At 62.0% G+C, this 15,268-nt stretch carries 15 protein-coding genes and 1 pseudogene; 7 read left to right on the top strand and 9 right to left on the bottom strand.

Features of this window, described 5'->3' with window-relative positions; all coding sequences use genetic code 11:
• Positions 1–328 precede the first annotated feature (328 nt).
• From bioZ to NKI66_RS20050, 9 genes are all read right to left on the bottom strand, one after another.
• Complete coding sequence (gene bioZ / locus NKI66_RS20090) at positions 329–1,312, bottom strand: 3-oxopimeloyl-[acyl-carrier-protein] synthase BioZ (RefSeq protein WP_352752710.1); 984 nt, start codon at positions 1,310–1,312, stop codon at positions 329–331.
• Positions 1,309–2,574: an adenosylmethionine--8-amino-7-oxononanoate transaminase gene (locus NKI66_RS20085; protein WP_023766586.1), complete on the bottom strand. Its 1,266-nt coding sequence runs from the start codon at positions 2,572–2,574 to the stop codon at positions 1,309–1,311. The genes bioZ and NKI66_RS20085 overlap by 4 nt, the downstream gene beginning before the upstream one ends.
• The gene (gene bioD, locus NKI66_RS20080) at positions 2,574–3,209 is read right to left on the bottom strand and encodes a dethiobiotin synthase (RefSeq protein WP_023735844.1); all 636 of its coding nucleotides are present in this window, start codon (positions 3,207–3,209) and stop codon (positions 2,574–2,576) included. The genes NKI66_RS20085 and bioD overlap by 1 nt, the downstream gene beginning before the upstream one ends.
• Positions 3,206–4,354, bottom strand: coding sequence for an 8-amino-7-oxononanoate synthase (locus NKI66_RS20075; protein ID WP_352752708.1), 1,149 nt, complete (start codon positions 4,352–4,354; stop codon positions 3,206–3,208). The genes bioD and NKI66_RS20075 overlap by 4 nt, the downstream gene beginning before the upstream one ends.
• On the bottom strand, positions 4,351–5,349 hold the full coding sequence (gene bioB / locus NKI66_RS20070) for a biotin synthase BioB (protein WP_352752733.1): 999 nt from the start codon (positions 5,347–5,349) through the stop codon (positions 4,351–4,353). Before bioB ends, NKI66_RS20075 begins: the two co-directional genes overlap by 4 nt.
• Before the next feature lie 94 nt (positions 5,350–5,443).
• Positions 5,444–6,298, bottom strand: a complete 855-nt coding sequence (gene nadC, locus NKI66_RS20065; RefSeq protein ID WP_023766589.1) for a carboxylating nicotinate-nucleotide diphosphorylase — start codon at positions 6,296–6,298, stop codon at positions 5,444–5,446.
• Entirely contained in the window at positions 6,298–7,839 is a 1,542-nt protein-coding gene (locus NKI66_RS20060; RefSeq protein WP_352752706.1) for an L-aspartate oxidase, read from the bottom strand. The genes nadC and NKI66_RS20060 overlap by 1 nt, the downstream gene beginning before the upstream one ends.
• Positions 7,836–8,810 carry a quinolinate synthase NadA gene (gene nadA / locus NKI66_RS20055; protein ID WP_352752704.1) on the bottom strand — a complete coding sequence of 325 codons (975 nt, stop codon included), beginning with the start codon at positions 8,808–8,810 and terminating at the stop codon, positions 7,836–7,838. The genes NKI66_RS20060 and nadA overlap by 4 nt, the downstream gene beginning before the upstream one ends.
• Positions 8,811–8,877: 67 nt before the next feature.
• Entirely contained in the window at positions 8,878–9,846 is a 969-nt protein-coding gene (locus tag NKI66_RS20050; RefSeq protein WP_352752702.1) for an NUDIX hydrolase, read from the bottom strand.
• Positions 9,847–10,018: 172 nt separating this feature from the next.
• On the opposite strand from NKI66_RS20050, the gene panB reads away from it, so the two are divergent.
• From panB to NKI66_RS20015, 7 genes and pseudogenes are all read left to right on the top strand, one after another.
• Positions 10,019–10,879, top strand: coding sequence for a 3-methyl-2-oxobutanoate hydroxymethyltransferase (panB, locus tag NKI66_RS20045; RefSeq protein ID WP_352752701.1), 861 nt, complete (start codon positions 10,019–10,021; stop codon positions 10,877–10,879).
• Positions 10,876–11,739 (top strand): pantoate--beta-alanine ligase, encoded by an 864-nt coding sequence (panC, locus tag NKI66_RS20040; protein WP_352752699.1) that lies wholly within the window; start codon positions 10,876–10,878, stop codon positions 11,737–11,739. Before panB ends, panC begins: the two co-directional genes overlap by 4 nt.
• Before the next feature lie 92 nt (positions 11,740–11,831).
• Positions 11,832–12,557: a LuxR family transcriptional regulator gene (locus NKI66_RS20035; protein WP_023766594.1), complete on the top strand. Its 726-nt coding sequence runs from the start codon at positions 11,832–11,834 to the stop codon at positions 12,555–12,557.
• A gap of 93 nt (positions 12,558–12,650) precedes the next feature.
• On the top strand, positions 12,651–13,283 hold the full coding sequence (locus NKI66_RS20030) for an acyl-homoserine-lactone synthase (RefSeq protein WP_352752697.1): 633 nt from the start codon (positions 12,651–12,653) through the stop codon (positions 13,281–13,283).
• A 22-nt stretch (positions 13,284–13,305) separates the two neighbouring features.
• Positions 13,306–13,680 carry a transcriptional regulator domain-containing protein gene (locus NKI66_RS20025; RefSeq protein WP_350314065.1) on the top strand — a complete coding sequence of 125 codons (375 nt, stop codon included), beginning with the start codon at positions 13,306–13,308 and terminating at the stop codon, positions 13,678–13,680.
• 67 nt (positions 13,681–13,747) lie between these two features.
• The gene (locus NKI66_RS20020) at positions 13,748–14,149 is read left to right on the top strand and encodes a DUF2285 domain-containing protein (RefSeq protein ID WP_245264243.1); all 402 of its coding nucleotides are present in this window, start codon (positions 13,748–13,750) and stop codon (positions 14,147–14,149) included.
• 155 nt (positions 14,150–14,304) lie between these two features.
• Positions 14,305–15,267 (top strand): annotated as a pseudogene (locus NKI66_RS20015) (hypothetical protein).
• The last annotated feature ends 1 nt before the right edge of the window (position 15,268 follow it).

Here is a 15,268-nt window from a genome sequence, read left to right as displayed (position 1 = left end):
TGCTCCTGCTAGTCAAGACGAAAGAGCAAAGAGCAAAGAGAAAAGAGCAGACAGCAAAGAGAAGAGAGCAAAGAGCGTGTAAGCATCGAGCCTTTTATGTGAACAATGTCGGGTATCAGACATATATGGGGCGGCTCACCCTTTGTATTTGAGCTTTATTCAGATGGCACGAATGATGCAACAGGTGATGCATTTGATCTCATCCAGAGGCTCGCACGGGGTCGTGCTGCGTCAGCTCGGTCATGTCGAGCTTCAGAAGGCCATTTTGGCATTGGTTCTGTTGCCCTATTCCCATTCATGACCCGTCCTGCGCGCGTGAGCCGGCCGGCTAGATTCCAACCACGAGAGCGCCGCCGCTGAGACCCGCACCCGCCGCCGACAGAAGGATTTTCTCTCCAGGCTGGAATGGCTCCGTCTGGTTGGCGAGCGAGAGCGACAGCGGGATCGTCGCGGCCGAAGAGTTGCCGTATTCGGCAATCGTCTTGACAATTGCTTGGTCCGCGATGCCGAGGTTCCTCCCGACCGCGTCGAAAATCCGAGTATTGGCCTGATGGGGCACGAACCGGCCGAGATCGTGTGGCCGCACTCCGGCAGCGGCTAGCGCGCTTATCGAGCAATTGGTCATCATCTCGACGGCCTTTGCGAACACTTCGCGGCCGTCCGTCATCCTCATTCGGGTTTGCGCGAGATCGAGGTCACCGTGGAACGGCTTGTTGCTTCCTCCTGCGGGAATCTGGATCAGCCCGTATCGCGAGCCGTCCGAATCCACCGAGGCACCGAGAATGCCCCGATCAGCATCATCGCACTGACCGATCACCAGGGCGCCGGCGGCATCGGCAAACAGGACCGAGCTTGCGCGCTCGGCTGGATTGATGCGGCGGCTGAGGATGTTGGCGGCGATAACAAGGCTCGCTTTGCCGTGCAGGCGGGTAAATCCGTCCGCAAACATCAGCGCATAGATGAAGCCGGCGCAGGCGCCTGTCAGATCCACCGCGCCTGCGCTGCCAAGGCCAAGCTTGTGTGCGACCAGCGGCGCGCTCGGCGGCAGAAGATGGTCGGGCGTCGAGGTGGCAAGCAACAGCAGACCGATGTCGTGGCGCGCAATACCGGCGTTCGCCAGCGCCATGTCGCCGGCCTGCGCAGCAAGACCAGACAGCGTGTCTTCGTCGGTTGCCCAGAAGCGCGACCGTATCCCGGTACGCCTTTCGATCCAGCCTGGATCAAGACCGAGATTGCTCTCGATTTCGGCATTCGCCACCTTTCGCCCAGGCGCATGATGGCCAAACCCGAGAATGCGCGACGACTTGCTCATGGCCTGGACCCGAAGCGTTCGCCCGCCTCCTCAATGGCGTCATAGAGTCGCTCGAGCTCGTCGCCGGTGATGCAATAGGGTGGCAGAAGGTAGAGGACATTGCCGAGCGGGCGCACAAGTAGCCCTCGCTCGAGGAAGAAAGCGCGCAGTTTCGGTCCGATCTCGGCGAGATAACCTGCGGAACCGGTTCGCAGGTCGAGCGCCGCGATCGTGCCGGTCGCCCGGCAGTCGGTGAAGAAGCTGTTGTCGCGAAAGCGTCGAAGCCCGGTGGCCTGCATTGCGCTCAAGGCCGCAATGCGCTCGGCCACCGGCTCGTCCCGCCAGATCTCGACATTGGCAAGTGCTGCCGCGCAGGCAATCGGGTTGGCAGTGTAGGAGCTCGAATGGAAAAATGTCTTCTTCCGGTCCTCGGAATAATGAGCCTGGAAGATGGCATCGGTGGCAAGCGTTACGGCCAGCGGGATGGCGCCGCCGGTCAGGCCTTTCGAGGTGCACAGGATATCTGGAGAGATCGATGCCTGCTCGCAGGCGAACATGGTTCCGGTCCGCCCCCAGCCGGTCATCACTTCGTCGGCGATCAGCAGCGTGCCGGAGGCCTCAGTGATCTTCTTCAATTCGGCCAGAACTGAAGCCGGATACATCAGCATGCCGCCGGCGCCCAGCACCAGCGGCTCGACGATTAAGGCTGCGGCTCGTCGATCGCGGGTCACAGCCTCTAAACGATCCAGCGTCTCTTGCTCGCGCCCCGCTGCCGGAAAGGGGATGGTGGCGACCTCGAACAGCAAGGGTTCGTAGGCGGCGTTGAACACGCCACGCGCACCGACGCTCATCGTGCCGATCGTGTCGCCATGATAGCTGTGATCCATGACGACGATGCGCGAGCGTGGGGCGCCGATGTTGCGGAAATAACCGAGCGCCATCTTCAGCGCTACTTCGACCGAGGTCGAGCCACTGTCGGAATAGAACACCCAGTCGAGTCCAGCGGGAGCGAGGCCGACAAGCGCCTTGGCCAAGCGCTCTGCCGGCTCGTGCGTGAAGCCCGCAAAGATAATCTGGTCGAGGCTCGACGCGGTTGTCTCGATTGCCTTCATGATGCGGGGATGGCGGTGGCCATGTGTGACGACCCACCAGGAGGAGATGGCGTCCAGGATGCGGGCGCCGTCGGCCCTGCGGAGATAGGCGCCTTCAGTCCGGACGATTTCTGGGATCGCAGGCTCGAGCGCGTGCTGGGTGAAGGGATGCCACACATGAGACTGCGACATCAGTCACCTCCAGTAATCGAGGCGAAGGCGAAGCCGGCAATCATTGCGTCCCTCAGTGTCTTGCCGGTCAGCAGATCGAGGTGCGGCAGCCTGCCGAGCTGCGGCGCACCGCTGAATTCCACGATGGTCCGTTGCGTATCGGCCATCTCATCGCCGATGAAAGCGATGCCGGCCAACGGGATGGATCGGGCGCGGAGCGCCTCGATCGAGAGCAAGGTGTGGTTGATGGTGCCGAGCGTGGTGCGGGCGCACAGAATAACGGGCAGCCGCCATTCAGCGAAGATGTCGATGAGCCTTGTGCGCCGGTTAAGCGGCACCATCAGGCCGCCGGAGCCTTCGATGACGAGCGGCGTCGGTAGGACGGGAAAAGCAAGATCGGCAGCCTTGATCGCCACGCCGTCGATCTCGGCCGAACGATGCGGCGACAGCGGGCTCCGCAAGCGGTAGGCTTCCGGCAGCACGCGCTCTGAGGGCAAGCCGGCAAGCCGCGCGACCACTTCGCTGTCGGTCTCGCCGTCGAGGCCCGATTGCACCGGTTTCCAGTAAAAGCCGTCGAGCAAACCGGCGAGCCCAGCCGCAAACACGGTCTTGCCAACTCCCGTGTCGGTTCCGGTGATGACGATGCGTTGGGTCATACCGCCTCCGGTGATGTTTGGGCCAACACCTCGACCAGCGCCTCGACCATGGCGGAAATGTCGGCTTCGCCGATATTGAGCGTCAGTGAGATGCGCAGCCGCGACGTGCGCACGGTCGGAGGACGAATGCCGCGTATGTCGAAGCCGCGGGCCTGCAGGCGCGCCGCCACTGCCATGGTGCGCCTGATATCGCCGATTACGAGGGGCTGGATCTGCGAGCCGCTGGGTATCACGCCGCAGCGCTCGGCCAGCTGGCGGCCGGCGAGGGCAACGCGTTCATGCAGCTGAACACGCCGCATAGGCTCGTCGGCGAGCATTGCGAGTGCTTCGCGCACTGCCACTGCCATCAGCGGCGATGGCGCGGTGGCGTAGATGAATGGCCGGCAACGGTTGATCAGATACTCGCACAGTGTCCTCGGCCCGGTCACGAGCCCACCAGATGCGCCGAGCGCCTTGCCGCAGGTGTGGAGCGCGACGATGTTGTCGCGGCCCTCGAAAGCGGCGGCAAGCCCCCGGCCGTCCGGTCCCCAGACGCCGGTCGAATGCGCCTCGTCAATGACGATGAATGCGCCGTGCCGATCGGCAAGCGCGACCAGGCTCTCCAAAGGCGCGCAGTCGCCATCCATGCTGTAAAGGCTTTCCACCGCGATCCAGACGCATCCCATGCCGCCTGCGGCGCGCCAACGTGTGATCGCATCCTCAACAGCGGTGGCATCGTTGTGCGCAGCCAGCACGAACTGTGCGCGCCCGGCCTGCGCACCCTCATGCATGCTGGCATGGGCGAGCTCATCGAGAACCAAAAGATCGCCTCTCTGCGGCAGGGCACTCAGCAGAGCGAAGTTGGCGATGTAGCCGCTGCCGAAGAACAGCGCGCGGTCGGCTCCAAAGAATGCCGCCGCGTCTGCCTCGAGCTGCTCGTGTTCCGGTGCATTGCCGCGCAACAGCCGCGACCCGGTGGCGCCAACCGGCGTGCCCCGCGCAATCGCCGCCACAACAGCATCGCCAAGTCTCCTGGACGAGGCCAGCCCGAGATAGTCGTTCGACGAGAAATCGAGACCTGCGCGCGGCGCAAGCGTCCGCAGCCGGTCCTTGCGGGCCAGTCCCTGCAAGGTCGCGTCATAGCGGGCAAGCGGTGCCCCGTTCATTGCGCCTCGAGTTCCATCGGCTCAATGCCGAGACGGCGGAACAGAAGGCTATCCTTGTCCTCACCGGGATTGTCCGCCGTCAGCAGCGTGTCGCCGACGAAAATCGAGTTGGCACCGGCAAAAAAGGACAGCGCCTGCATCTCGTCGGTCATGGCGGTGCGGCCGGCGGAAAGACGCACATGCGATTTCGGCATCATGATGCGCGCCAGGGCGATCACTCGCACGAATTCGATCGGCTCGATGGGCTTGGCTTCGGCAAGCGGGGTGCCGGCGATCGGGATCAGCATGTTGATCGGGACGCTTTCCGGCGGCTCGGGTAGGTTCGCCAGCGTCACCAGCATGTCGATCCGGTCCACCGGATCTTCGCCCATGCCGACAATACCGCCGCAGCAGACCTTGATGCCGGATCGACGAACCTGCTCAAGCGTGTCGAGCCGCTCGGCATAGCCGCGCGTGCTGATGATCTCGCTGTAGTAGCGTTCCGACGTATCGATGTTGTGGTTGTAGTAGTCGAGGCCCGCCTGCTTCAGTCGAGCGGCTTGCTCAAGATCGAGCATGCCGAGCGTCATGCAGGTCTCCATGCCCAGCGCCTTGACGCCTTCGACCATCGCCACCACCGCATCCATGTCGCGCGCCTTGGGGTTTCGCCAGGCCGCGCCCATGCAATAACGCGTGGCGCCGGCATCACGCGCCTTGGTCGCCTCGGCGATGACGCGCCGGACCTCCATCAGCTTCGACGCCTTCAGGCCGGTTTCGTGACGCGCCGACTGGCCGCAATAGCCACAATCCTCCGGGCATCCTCCCGTCTTGATGCTGAGCAGCCGGCTGAGCTGGACCTTGTTTGGATCGAAATTCTGGCGGTGCACCGTTTGCGCCAGGAAGAGGAGATTGTTGAAGGGGGCATGGTAAAGTGCCTGAGCCTTCTCCAGGGTCCACGCTCCGGGGTCAGGGGCTTGAGCCTGTGGCGATGTCTGCGTTGAACTTGCCGTTTGCATGTCCATGCTGTTCCTCCGGTCTGTCTTGCGGGGTCTTTGCTATCTGACTGTTGACGATCGGAGAGGACAGTTGACCCAATCCTGACTCAGACAATCATGAGCCCCGATGGTCGAGGCCGATATCCAGGATCGGCGCGCTGTGGATGAGTCGGCCGACCGAAATCAGATCAACGCCGGTCGCGGCAACCGCCCGCGCTGTATGGGACGTGATCCCGCCAGAAGCCTCGGTGATAGCGCGGCCACCGACCATTGCGACGGCGCGGCGAAGATCGGGGAGGGACATGTTGTCGAGCAGAACCGCATCGGGAGCGAAGCCAAGTACCTCCTCCAACTGGGCCAGAGTATCGACCTCGACTTCGATCTTGACGAGATGACCGGCCGCTCTTCGTGCTCGCTCGAGCGCTGGGCGGACGCCGCCTGCGATGGCGATGTGGTTGTCCTTGATCAAAATTGCATCGTCCAGACCGAAGCGGTGATTGGACCCGCCACCTGCGCGCACGGCATACTTTTCGACTGCCCGCAATCCGGGCGTCGTCTTGCGGGTGCAGACGATCTTCGCGCCATACCCACGAACCGCAGCGACGATCGATGCCGTTGCCGTGGCGATGCCGCTCAGATGGCACAAAAAATTGAGTGCCGTCCTTTCGGCTGTGAGAATGGCCCGGGCAGGGCCAACCACTGATGCAATGATCTCTCCATCCACGACATTGCAGCCGTCTGCGCGCTCCACCGAGATTTCGACAGCAGGATCAATCAAGCCGAAAGCGAGCATCGCCAGATCGAGGCCGGCGACAACTCCGGACTGTCGCGCCACCAACACGGTTCCCGCTTGGTATTCCTTCGGGACGATGGCCTGCGTGGTCAAGTCGCCGGCTCTGCCAAGATCTTCAAGAAGAGCTGCCCGTACAAGCGGCTCAAGCACGACCGTGGGTAGCGGTGAAAGTGTCATCACTTCGGCCCTTCGAGACTTGGCGAGTGTCCGAGTCCCCGCGCTGTAGCCAAGGCGGCTTCGAGGGTGATTTCGGACCGTCGGGCGGCAGTCGCATGATGAGGAAAATCTGTCCGGTAATGAGCGCCGCGGCTTTCTTCGCGCAACAAGGCGGCAACCGCGATCATTAGCCCGACAGCCGCCGGATCCGAGACCGCATCCTTGCTTTCGGCGAGCGGCAATAAGGCACGCGCGGCTGCTTTCAACCCTTCACCGTCCCGGACGATGCCGAGTGCGCGCGACAGGAAAACACGCACGGGTATCGGAGCGGGCGGTGGGTAAACGTTGGCAAACGCAGGCCTTGTTCTGCGCGCAGGCGTCCCGGCGACACTTTCAGCGACCCAGCGGGCGCACACGATGGCTTCTGTCAAGGAATTGCTGGCGAGCCTGTTGGCGCCATGCAGTCCTGTCGAAGCGACTTCGCCGCAGGCCCACAGCCCCTTGACGGAGGTTCTGCCGGAGCTGTCCACTGCAACGCCACCCATGTGGTAGTGTTGGGCCGGCCGAATGGGGATGAGATCGCGGGCGGGATTGATGCCCGCTCCACGACAGGCTGATGCGATTGTCGGGAAATGTCGAGCGAATGCCGGGCCAGGCCGTTGTCGGGCGTCGAGAAAAACACGGTGGCCGTCCGCAAGATGGTTCCACACGGCCCGGGCCAAGACATCGCGAGGCGCAAGTTCCGCCCCTGGCACGCTCTGGAGAAAAGCCTGGCCGGTTTCATCGATCAGGGCAGCACCTTCGCCTCGGACAGCCTCGCTGACCAGCGCCATAGGGCGTTCCGGGCCGTCAAGCGCGGTCGGGTGGAACTGGATGAATTCGAGGTCGGCTAGGACAGCTCCAGCGCGGGCCGCAAGTGCAAGGCCTTGTCCGCAACTTCCCCAAGGGTTCGTGGTGTCGAGAAACAGTCCCCCGATGCCACCGGTGGCGAGGACGACCCGCCGTGAGCCGAAGAAGAAAGGTCCGATCGAACAGCTCGCCCAGACGCCCCGGATCGCATTCTCTCGCACGGCCAGCCGGCGCGCTTCCACGCCCTCCACGACAACTATCGACGGAGTGGAACGCACAGCCGCGATCAGGGCACGCATGATCTCACGCCCGGTGCCGTCCCCATGCGCATGAACGATGCGACGTCGGCTGTGTGCGGCCTCCAATCCGAGGCACAGTGATCCTTTCGGCGTGCGGTCAAAGGGAACCCCAAAGGCCGCAAGCCCCTCTATCGCCTTGGGCGCGGCTTGGAGGATGCGGCTCGCCACGTCTCTGTCGCAGAGACCATCCCCGGCAGCAAGCGTATCGGCCAGGTGCATTGCCGGATCGTCGTCTTCGCCGAAACTTGCAGCCAGACCCCCCTGTGCCCAGGTGCTCGAATTGTCAGCTCCCAGCAGCGACCTTGACAGAAGAAGCACCGGCTCCGGCGACAGTTGAAGCGCGGTCATCAGTCCGGCGATGCCGCCGCCGATGATGATGGGACGCCCGAAGAAGCTGCGGAGGTCGGCGCTCAAACTGCCAGCATCCGTTCGACCGCAAGCCGCGCGCGCCGGGCGATCCCGGGTTCGATGGTTACGACATGTTGGTTCTGCTCGAGCGCCGTGCGGATGTTGGCAAGCGTGATCCGCTTCATGTGCGGGCACAAATTGCAGGGCCGGATGAACTCGACCTCTGGGTGCGCTAACGCGACGTTGTCGCTCATCGAGCATTCCGTCATCAGCACGACACGTGGCGGCCTTTGCCTTTCGACATAGTCGGACATGGCAGCCGTGGAGCCGGAAAAATCTGCTTCAGCCACGACGTCGGGCGGGCATTCGGGATGGGCGAGCACGACCACGCCGGGATGGCTTTCGCGCAACTCGCGGATGTCGGCCGGTGTAAAGCGCTCATGCACCTCGCAATGCCCTTTCCAGGCGATGATCTGTACATCGGTCTGGGCGGCGATATTCTGGGCCAGATATTCGTCCGGCAGCATGATCACCCGGAGAACCCCAAGGGATTCGACGACCGCCTTGGCGTTGCCGGATGTACAGCAGATATCCGACTCGGCTTTCACTTCGGCCGACGTGTTTACATAAGTAATGATCGGAACGCCGGGATAACGCTGGCGCATCAAGCGCACGTCTTCTGCCGTGATTGATTCCGCCAACGAGCAACCGGCGCTGAGATCCGGAATGAGCACGGTCTTGTCCGGATTAAGGAGCTTGGCCGTTTCGGCCATGAAATGGACGCCGGCCAGCACGATGACTTGCGCCTCGATCGTCGCAGCCGTGCGGGCTAATGCCAAGCTGTCGCCGACGATGTCGGCCACGCAATGGAAAATCTCGGGCGTCTGATAGTTGTGCGCCAGGATGATGGCGTTGCGCTCGCGCTTCAGTGCAAGGATCGCCTCGATATCGTCGACGAAAGCCGGCCATTCGATCGGCGGGATCACTCGCCGGACGCGCTCGTAGAGCAACGCGGCCGCAGGCAGCATGGCGCTCATCAACCCTCTCCCGCTTATACTCTAATTGAAAATAACCAGCATATACTTGCTGTGAGTATAAGGGATGTCAACCCCGCGCCAGCGGCAATTTTGTCCCGGCGATGAGCCTATCGTCGAGAACGGCGTGGCGGAAACGGAAAAGCTTCGCTGGCCGGCCGCCGGTCTCAGTAGTGGCCTCTCCGGTCTCCTCGACCAGTTCCTGCTGTTCGATCAGTCGGCGAAAGTTCGGCTTGTGGATGAGCCTGCCGGCGAGCGCCTCCACGGTTCGCTGCAGCTGCAAAAGCGTGAAGACCGTCGGCATCAGCTCAAAGACGACCGGCCGGTATTTGATCTTGGAGCGCAGCCGCGCAATGCCGGTCGCCACGATGCGGCGATGATCGGCGACCATGGACTTGCTGGGCACCAGCGGAGGGGGCGCCCCGTCCCGCCCTCTTACGGCCTCTTGGACCAAGCCTGCTTCGTAAACTAACTCATAGCGTTGCAGCGTGAGTTCCTCGTTCCAAAGGCGGTCGTCGAAGCCAAAGGCTATCGTCGCCCGCTGCCAGCGTTCACGTCGCGTGGCCGCATCGCGGACGCCGTTTGCCCATTCAATCAGGCGTGGTCGCAGAACATCCAGCACGACCGGAGGCGTGCCGGAGCGATGGTCCTCCCATGGAAAATATTCATACCAACTCTGCCATCCGCACTTGGGCGGGCCCGCTGCCTGTTCCTTGCGGGTCAATGCAAGATAGCTGATGGAGATGACGCGCTGCTGGCGCTCGGCGCCGATGCGATCCCGATCAGCGAACGTGTAGAGTTGCTCAATGTACCCCAGCCGATGGCCGGTCTGCTGCTCGACCCACCTCCTCAAGCCGGATTGCAGCGATCGGTGCTCAAGCGCAAAGGGACCGGAGGGCAAGGTGTCCGCCTGGCCGATGGTGAGGACACAGGGTTCACTGTCGTTTACGGCGACCACAAAGGCGATCAGGTCCACTTTGACGTCGTCGGCATTCACGGCGGCTCTGTCTTTCCTGAGGCGTATTGCCTGATCGTCCATGTTCGCGAATTGGTTTGCCAGCTCGGGGGGCACTTAATCGATTTAGTGTAAGCGCGCCTGTCGGCACGTCAACACCCCACAGCTGCACGGCCATTTTTTTGCTCTTCGCACCTGCACAAAAATGTGCGAAAGGCGACACCCGCGGTTGGTAACGTAGGGGAAGGAGGATCCATTGAGCGCGTTTGGTGATACCAAGGCGATCACACCGCCGGATATTCGTTCGCGCAAAGGTGGGACGCCGCTCGTCTGCCTTACCGCCTATACCACCCCAGTCGCGCGGCTTGTCGATCCCCATTGTGATGTGGTGCTCGTCGGCGACAGCGTCGGCATGGTTCTCCACGGTCTGCCCTCGACGCTCGGTGTCACGCTGGAGATGATGATCACGCATGGCCAGGCGGTTCGCCGTGGCATCAAGCAGGCGCTGATGGTCGTCGACCTGCCGTTCGGTTCCTTCGAAGAAAGCCCAGAGCAGGCTTTCCGAAATGCTGCGCGCGTCATGTCGGAGACCGGCTGCACGGCCGTCAAGCTCGAAGGCGGCGAAACGATGGCAGAGACGATCGGCTTCCTCGCCGCACGCGGCGTGCCGGTCATGGCTCATGTCGGCTTGACGCCGCAGGCCATCAACACCATCGGTGGCTACCGCGTGCAGGGCAGGGGCGGGGATGCCGAGCGCATCAGGCGCGACGCACTTGCCGTGAGCGAAGCGGGCGCCTTTGCGGTCGTCCTGGAGAAGGTTCCTGAGGCGCTCGCCCGCCGGATCACGGGGGAGGTGGCGGCCCCGACCATTGGCATCGGTGCCTCGGCAGCCTGTGACGGCCAGATTCTCGTCGTCGACGACATGCTGGGCTTCTTCGGCGACTTCCGACCCAAATTCGTCAAGCGCTATGCTGAACTGGGGGAGGCGGCTGCGGCTGCGATCGCTTCCTATGCGCACGAGGTGAAGGAGCGCCAGTTTCCGGCCGCCGAGCACGTGTTTGCCGATGCGCCCACGCCCGCCGACACGCAAGCCACCAAAAGCGGAGAAGCAGCGTGAGCGTGCCGATCGTCAGGAGCGCTGACCAGCTTCGCGAAATCGTCGCCGCATGGCGCCGCGAGGGCGTGAGGATTGCCGTGGTGCCAACCATGGGCGTCCTGCATGAGGGCCATCTCAGCCTTGTGCGCGCTGCACTCGAGAAGGCAGACCGTGTGATCGTGACGCTCTTCGTAAACCCGAAGCAATTCAACAGCCAGGCCGATCTTGCCGCGTATCCGCGCACCGAGGACGAGGATGCCGCCAAACTGGCACCGCTTGGCGCGCACCTGCTTTATGCGCCAGATGCAGAGGAGATGTATCCGGCGGGCTTCGCCACCACCGTTTCGGTGTCCGGTGTCAGCGAGGGCCTGTGCGGTGCCTTCCGGCCGGGACATTTCGATGGCGTGGCGACCGTCGTCGCCAAGCTCTTCCTGCAGACCAGCGCTGACTTCGGCTTCTTTGGCGAAAAGGACTTTCAGCAAATTCACCTGGTCAGGCGCATGGCCCGGGATCTGGATATTCCAATCACCATTGTTGCCTGTCCGACAGTCCGTGAAGCCGACGGTCTTGCGCTATCATCGCGCAATGTGCGGCTCTCGCCAGCGCAACGCGCTGTTGCTCCCAAGCTATCATCGGTCCTGCTCAAGACGGCTGAGTGGCTTGGCCGCGGCTCACCCGTCCTGCCAACGCTTGCAGAATCTCGCGCAGCAATTCTGGCTGCAGGCTATCGCGAGGTCGAATACCTGGAACTTCGCGAGGAGGCAGATCTGCACCCGATAACAAGCCTTGATCGACCGGCACGGTTGCTTGTCGCGGCCTGGCTCGGCGGCACACGCCTCATAGACAACGTCAGACTATTTCGGATTGGTTCAACAGATTAGCCACGTTCTCGGCACGCGCTGTATCCGTCCGGGATCGTTTAAAACAAGGTCTCTGCCTGGCATTGAGCGAACGGAGGTTACGCACAGGGCAAATGCATCGCGTGTTTGAGAACTTCGTCGAGCAACTGTCTGCAAGTGTTGATGCTGCCGATCTCTGTGAGGCAATGGCCTCCGCTGCAGCCGGCTTCGACTTCCCGCTATTCGCCTATTTCACTTACCCGTCGGCCTCCGGCGACGCCCCCCAGTTGATTTCAAACTATCCTTCATCCTGGACATCACGTTATCTGCAACAGCGGTACCACAGGTTTGATCCGGTCATCCTGCGCGGGCTGCAAGGCTGGGATACATTCGATTGGGGTGTGGACCGCGCTCGACACTGTCTGCCGAATTCGCAGCAACAAATTCTGGAGAGTGCGGCTGAGTTTGGCATCTGCGGCGGCCTGACGATGTCCATGCATGATCATCTCGGCCGGTTTGCTGCCCTGACCTTTGCTTCCGACGAGTCCCGTCCGCTTCTGTTGCGGTCACTGGCACGTTACGAAAAAGCATTGCAGCTGGTGGCCATCAACTTTCATATCCACGTCCGGCGCAGGCTCGCCGATGATCGCGTGGTGGATGGTGTAACGCTCACCCCGCGGGAGTTCGAGTGCCTGAAATGGGCGGCGCGCGGCAAGTCGGCTTGGGATATCAGCCAGCTTCTCGGCGTCTCAAAGCGCACCGTGACTTTTCACTTGGAAAACGCCAAGGCAAAGTTTGGCGTCCGAACGATCAACCAGGCCGTTGCACGCATGGCTGCCTCCGGCCAGACGAGATCCTGATTCTTCAGCCACGATACCTGTAAACCTCTACAGGCTGCATCGCTGTCAGCTTTGCCCTTCGATGGCGGGAACACATCCCACATGGAGGCGACCATGATGCAACTGATAACACCAGACTTTTACAACGAGTTTGCAGGCGAACTCAAAGAGATGCACGGGCTCAGGTTTCGGGTGTTCAAGGAAAGGCTCGATTGGGAAGTTGATACCGAAGACCAGATGGAATCCGATTCGTTTGATGCTCTGAAGCCCGTCTATCTGCTCCTCAAAGGATCCGACTGGCGAATTCGCGGTTGCGTGCGTCTTCTGCCCAGCACCGGACCCACAATGTTGCGCGACACCTTCCCGGTGCTGCTGGGTGCTGACGTCGTGCCCTCGACCACCGACATATGGGAGAGCAGTCGTTTCGCGCTCGATCTTCCTCCGTCGGCGCCCAAGGCTGCGGGCGGGCTGGCCCAGGCGACCTACGAGCTCTTCGCGGGCATGATCGAGTTCGGCTTGGCCAAGGATCTGACCCGGATAGTAACGGTGACGGATACGCGCATGGAGCGGATCCTCCGCCTGGCTACGTGGCCATTGTCGCGCATCGGAGAACCCAAATGCGTCGGCAAAACGCAGGCGGTGGCTGGGTTTCTCGAGATTTCCCACGCGAGCCTTTTGCGCATCCGCAGCAGGGGACGTCTGATTGGACCGGTACTGTGGCAACCGGTTCTAGGCCCGTCGGCATAGCGCTATAGTGGACACCTGAGCCATGAAGGATGCTGGTCTGTCCAAGGAAGCGACGGTCGGCCTTGTATGCTGGCCGGACTGGCGTCGCCACGACGCTTACCACTATGCCAGACGATTGCCACGCACTGGCTGGGCCTGGGAGTTTCTTCGGCGCAATCCACAATTCCAGCGCGACCACGCCAAAATGGCACCGTCCGCCTGCATTGTCGGACCCCAAGGCGACATGCAGATAATCGAGTTGACGACAGGATCAGCTCTCCTAAGACAATGGAGCCTTCTTTTTCGCCGACGCGCCACTTTCGGACGCTACATCGGCGAGGGTCTTTTGGGATCCGCGCGATTGCGCCTGTATTCTACGAGCGGCCGCGGAGCCGCTTGGGCTCGACCACGATTTTGAACCGCTTCACCTTTCTTCGCTCTCATGCTGCAAGGACATCCTGCTGACAGCTGCGGGCGTGCAGCACGTGCTGCTGAGGGAGAACTGCCGGAGTCTGCAGATCGCCGTTTCCGGTGCGTCCGTCCTCCGCCCGTTGCGGCTATATGTCGACGCGATCGTTCAGCCGCAGCACCTCAAGTTCCATGTCGCTGCCCTTCAGTTCTTGAACCACGTCAATGGTTGCGCCCGCCTGTCAGCTGCTTGCTTTCCGCCGGAACACCGCGGAGCGCGTCTGCGTATCGTACTCCAGGCTTTGGATGGCTCGCTTGCCGGAGCATCTCATCAGGAGGTCGCCATTGCCTTGTTCGGGACACGCCGCGTCGAAGAAGATTGGCGTCATCCAGGTGGCCATCTTCGCGATCAGGTACGTCGCGCCATCCAACGTGGCCGCTACCTGATGGGCGGCGGCTACAGACAGTTCCTGAGGTAATTGGGGCGGTTGCGATTGTCTTATTCGAACGCGCAACCTCCATTTCTGAGTGCAATTGTGCGTTGCACAAAACGTGGCAAGCGCCTAGTTCTTCCGCGGCGAAGCACTGGGACCCAACCTTCGTCGATGAGTGCATTCATGCCTTGAGGATCCCGATGACCTTTATGAACCCCGACAAAGCCGGCGCGGCAAGCCTTGAGACGATCGCGCGAAACGGCAGCATGCTGCGTCGCATAGCCGTACGCATTCCGACCTACCTGTCGGATATTCGCGAGAACCCGGCGTGGCTGCCCATGTTCATGTTGGCGCGCACCATGCCGGCACGGAGAATGCACTGGCGTGGTGCAAAGCCGGTCCGAAGGTCGCAAAGAGCCCAGGACACGATGTTTGCCGGTATCAATTGCCAGGACGTTGTCGACGCGCTGCGGATGGATGGGCTTTTTCCCGGCCTCGTCCTGCCAACAGTGGTGGCTGAAGATGTAGCCGCATTCGCCAGGTGCACACCTTGTTTCGGCACGAATTCATGCCGGCGGAGCATGCGGAGGCTGAGGCGCGGTTTGGCCGTCCGTTGCTCAGCGGTCATTCATTATTTCGAGCGCATTCTGGGCTGTAACTCGGCCGTTGCCATCCAAAACGATCCGCTGCTCATGGATATTGCCGCGCACTATCTCGGCGGCCAGGCGACGCTGATCACAACGCGCGTCTGGTGGAGCTTCCCGACCGGCCAGGCGTCGGACGCCGACAAGAACCTGGCTTCGCTCGGCAAATACCACTTCGATCTGGACGACTGGCGGATGCTGAAGTTCTTTTTCTATCTGGTGCCCGTCGACGAGGGGACCGGCCCGCATGTCTATGTCCGCGGCAGCCATGATCGCCGCGCCCTCAAGCACCAACTTACGCTTGTCGTCGGCCATCCCGCGCAAGAGATTCTGGACGTGTACGGCAAGCAGAGCCCGGTCACGCTGACCGGCGAGGCCGGTTTCGGTTTCGTCGAGGATCCGTTCGGGTTCCATATGGGCACCGTGCCGGCGCACAGGCCACGGCTGATGATGGAAGTTGGCTTCGGGGTTTCTCCTCCATCACGCCGCCGCTTCCATGGCGAGCCTGTGATCCGCTGAT

This window comes from Mesorhizobium sp. M0518, assembly GCF_040321125.1.
In the GTDB taxonomy this organism is placed as follows: domain Bacteria; phylum Pseudomonadota; class Alphaproteobacteria; order Rhizobiales; family Rhizobiaceae; genus Mesorhizobium.
Note: the sequence above shows the minus strand (reverse complement) of the source record. Positions and strands in the feature narration are given on the sequence as shown.

Bases quoted from the DNA above. Each gene is read 5' to 3' on its own strand.
- nadC (WP_023766589.1), bottom strand. From the start codon at position 6,298: ATGACACTTTCACCGCTACCCACGGTCGTGCTTGAGCCGCTTGTACGG.
- NKI66_RS20075 (WP_352752708.1), bottom strand. From the start codon at position 4,354: ATGAACGGGGCACCGCTTGCCCGCTATGACGCGACCTTGCAGGGACTG.
- NKI66_RS20085 (WP_023766586.1), bottom strand. From the start codon at position 2,574: ATGTCGCAGTCTCATGTGTGGCATCCCTTCACCCAGCACGCGCTCGAG.
- NKI66_RS20050 (WP_352752702.1), bottom strand. From the start codon at position 9,846: ATGGACGATCAGGCAATACGCCTCAGGAAAGACAGAGCCGCCGTGAAT.
- bioZ (WP_352752710.1), bottom strand. From the start codon at position 1,312: ATGAGCAAGTCGTCGCGCATTCTCGGGTTTGGCCATCATGCGCCTGGG.
- NKI66_RS20025 (WP_350314065.1), top strand. From the start codon at position 13,306: ATGAAGGATGCTGGTCTGTCCAAGGAAGCGACGGTCGGCCTTGTATGC.
- NKI66_RS20035 (WP_023766594.1), top strand. From the start codon at position 11,832: ATGCATCGCGTGTTTGAGAACTTCGTCGAGCAACTGTCTGCAAGTGTT.
- bioB (WP_352752733.1), bottom strand. From the start codon at position 5,349: ATGCAAACGGCAAGTTCAACGCAGACATCGCCACAGGCTCAAGCCCCT.
- NKI66_RS20030 (WP_352752697.1), top strand. From the start codon at position 12,651: ATGATGCAACTGATAACACCAGACTTTTACAACGAGTTTGCAGGCGAA.
- bioD (WP_023735844.1), bottom strand. From the start codon at position 3,209: ATGACCCAACGCATCGTCATCACCGGAACCGACACGGGAGTTGGCAAG.
- nadA (WP_352752704.1), bottom strand. From the start codon at position 8,810: ATGAGCGCCATGCTGCCTGCGGCCGCGTTGCTCTACGAGCGCGTCCGG.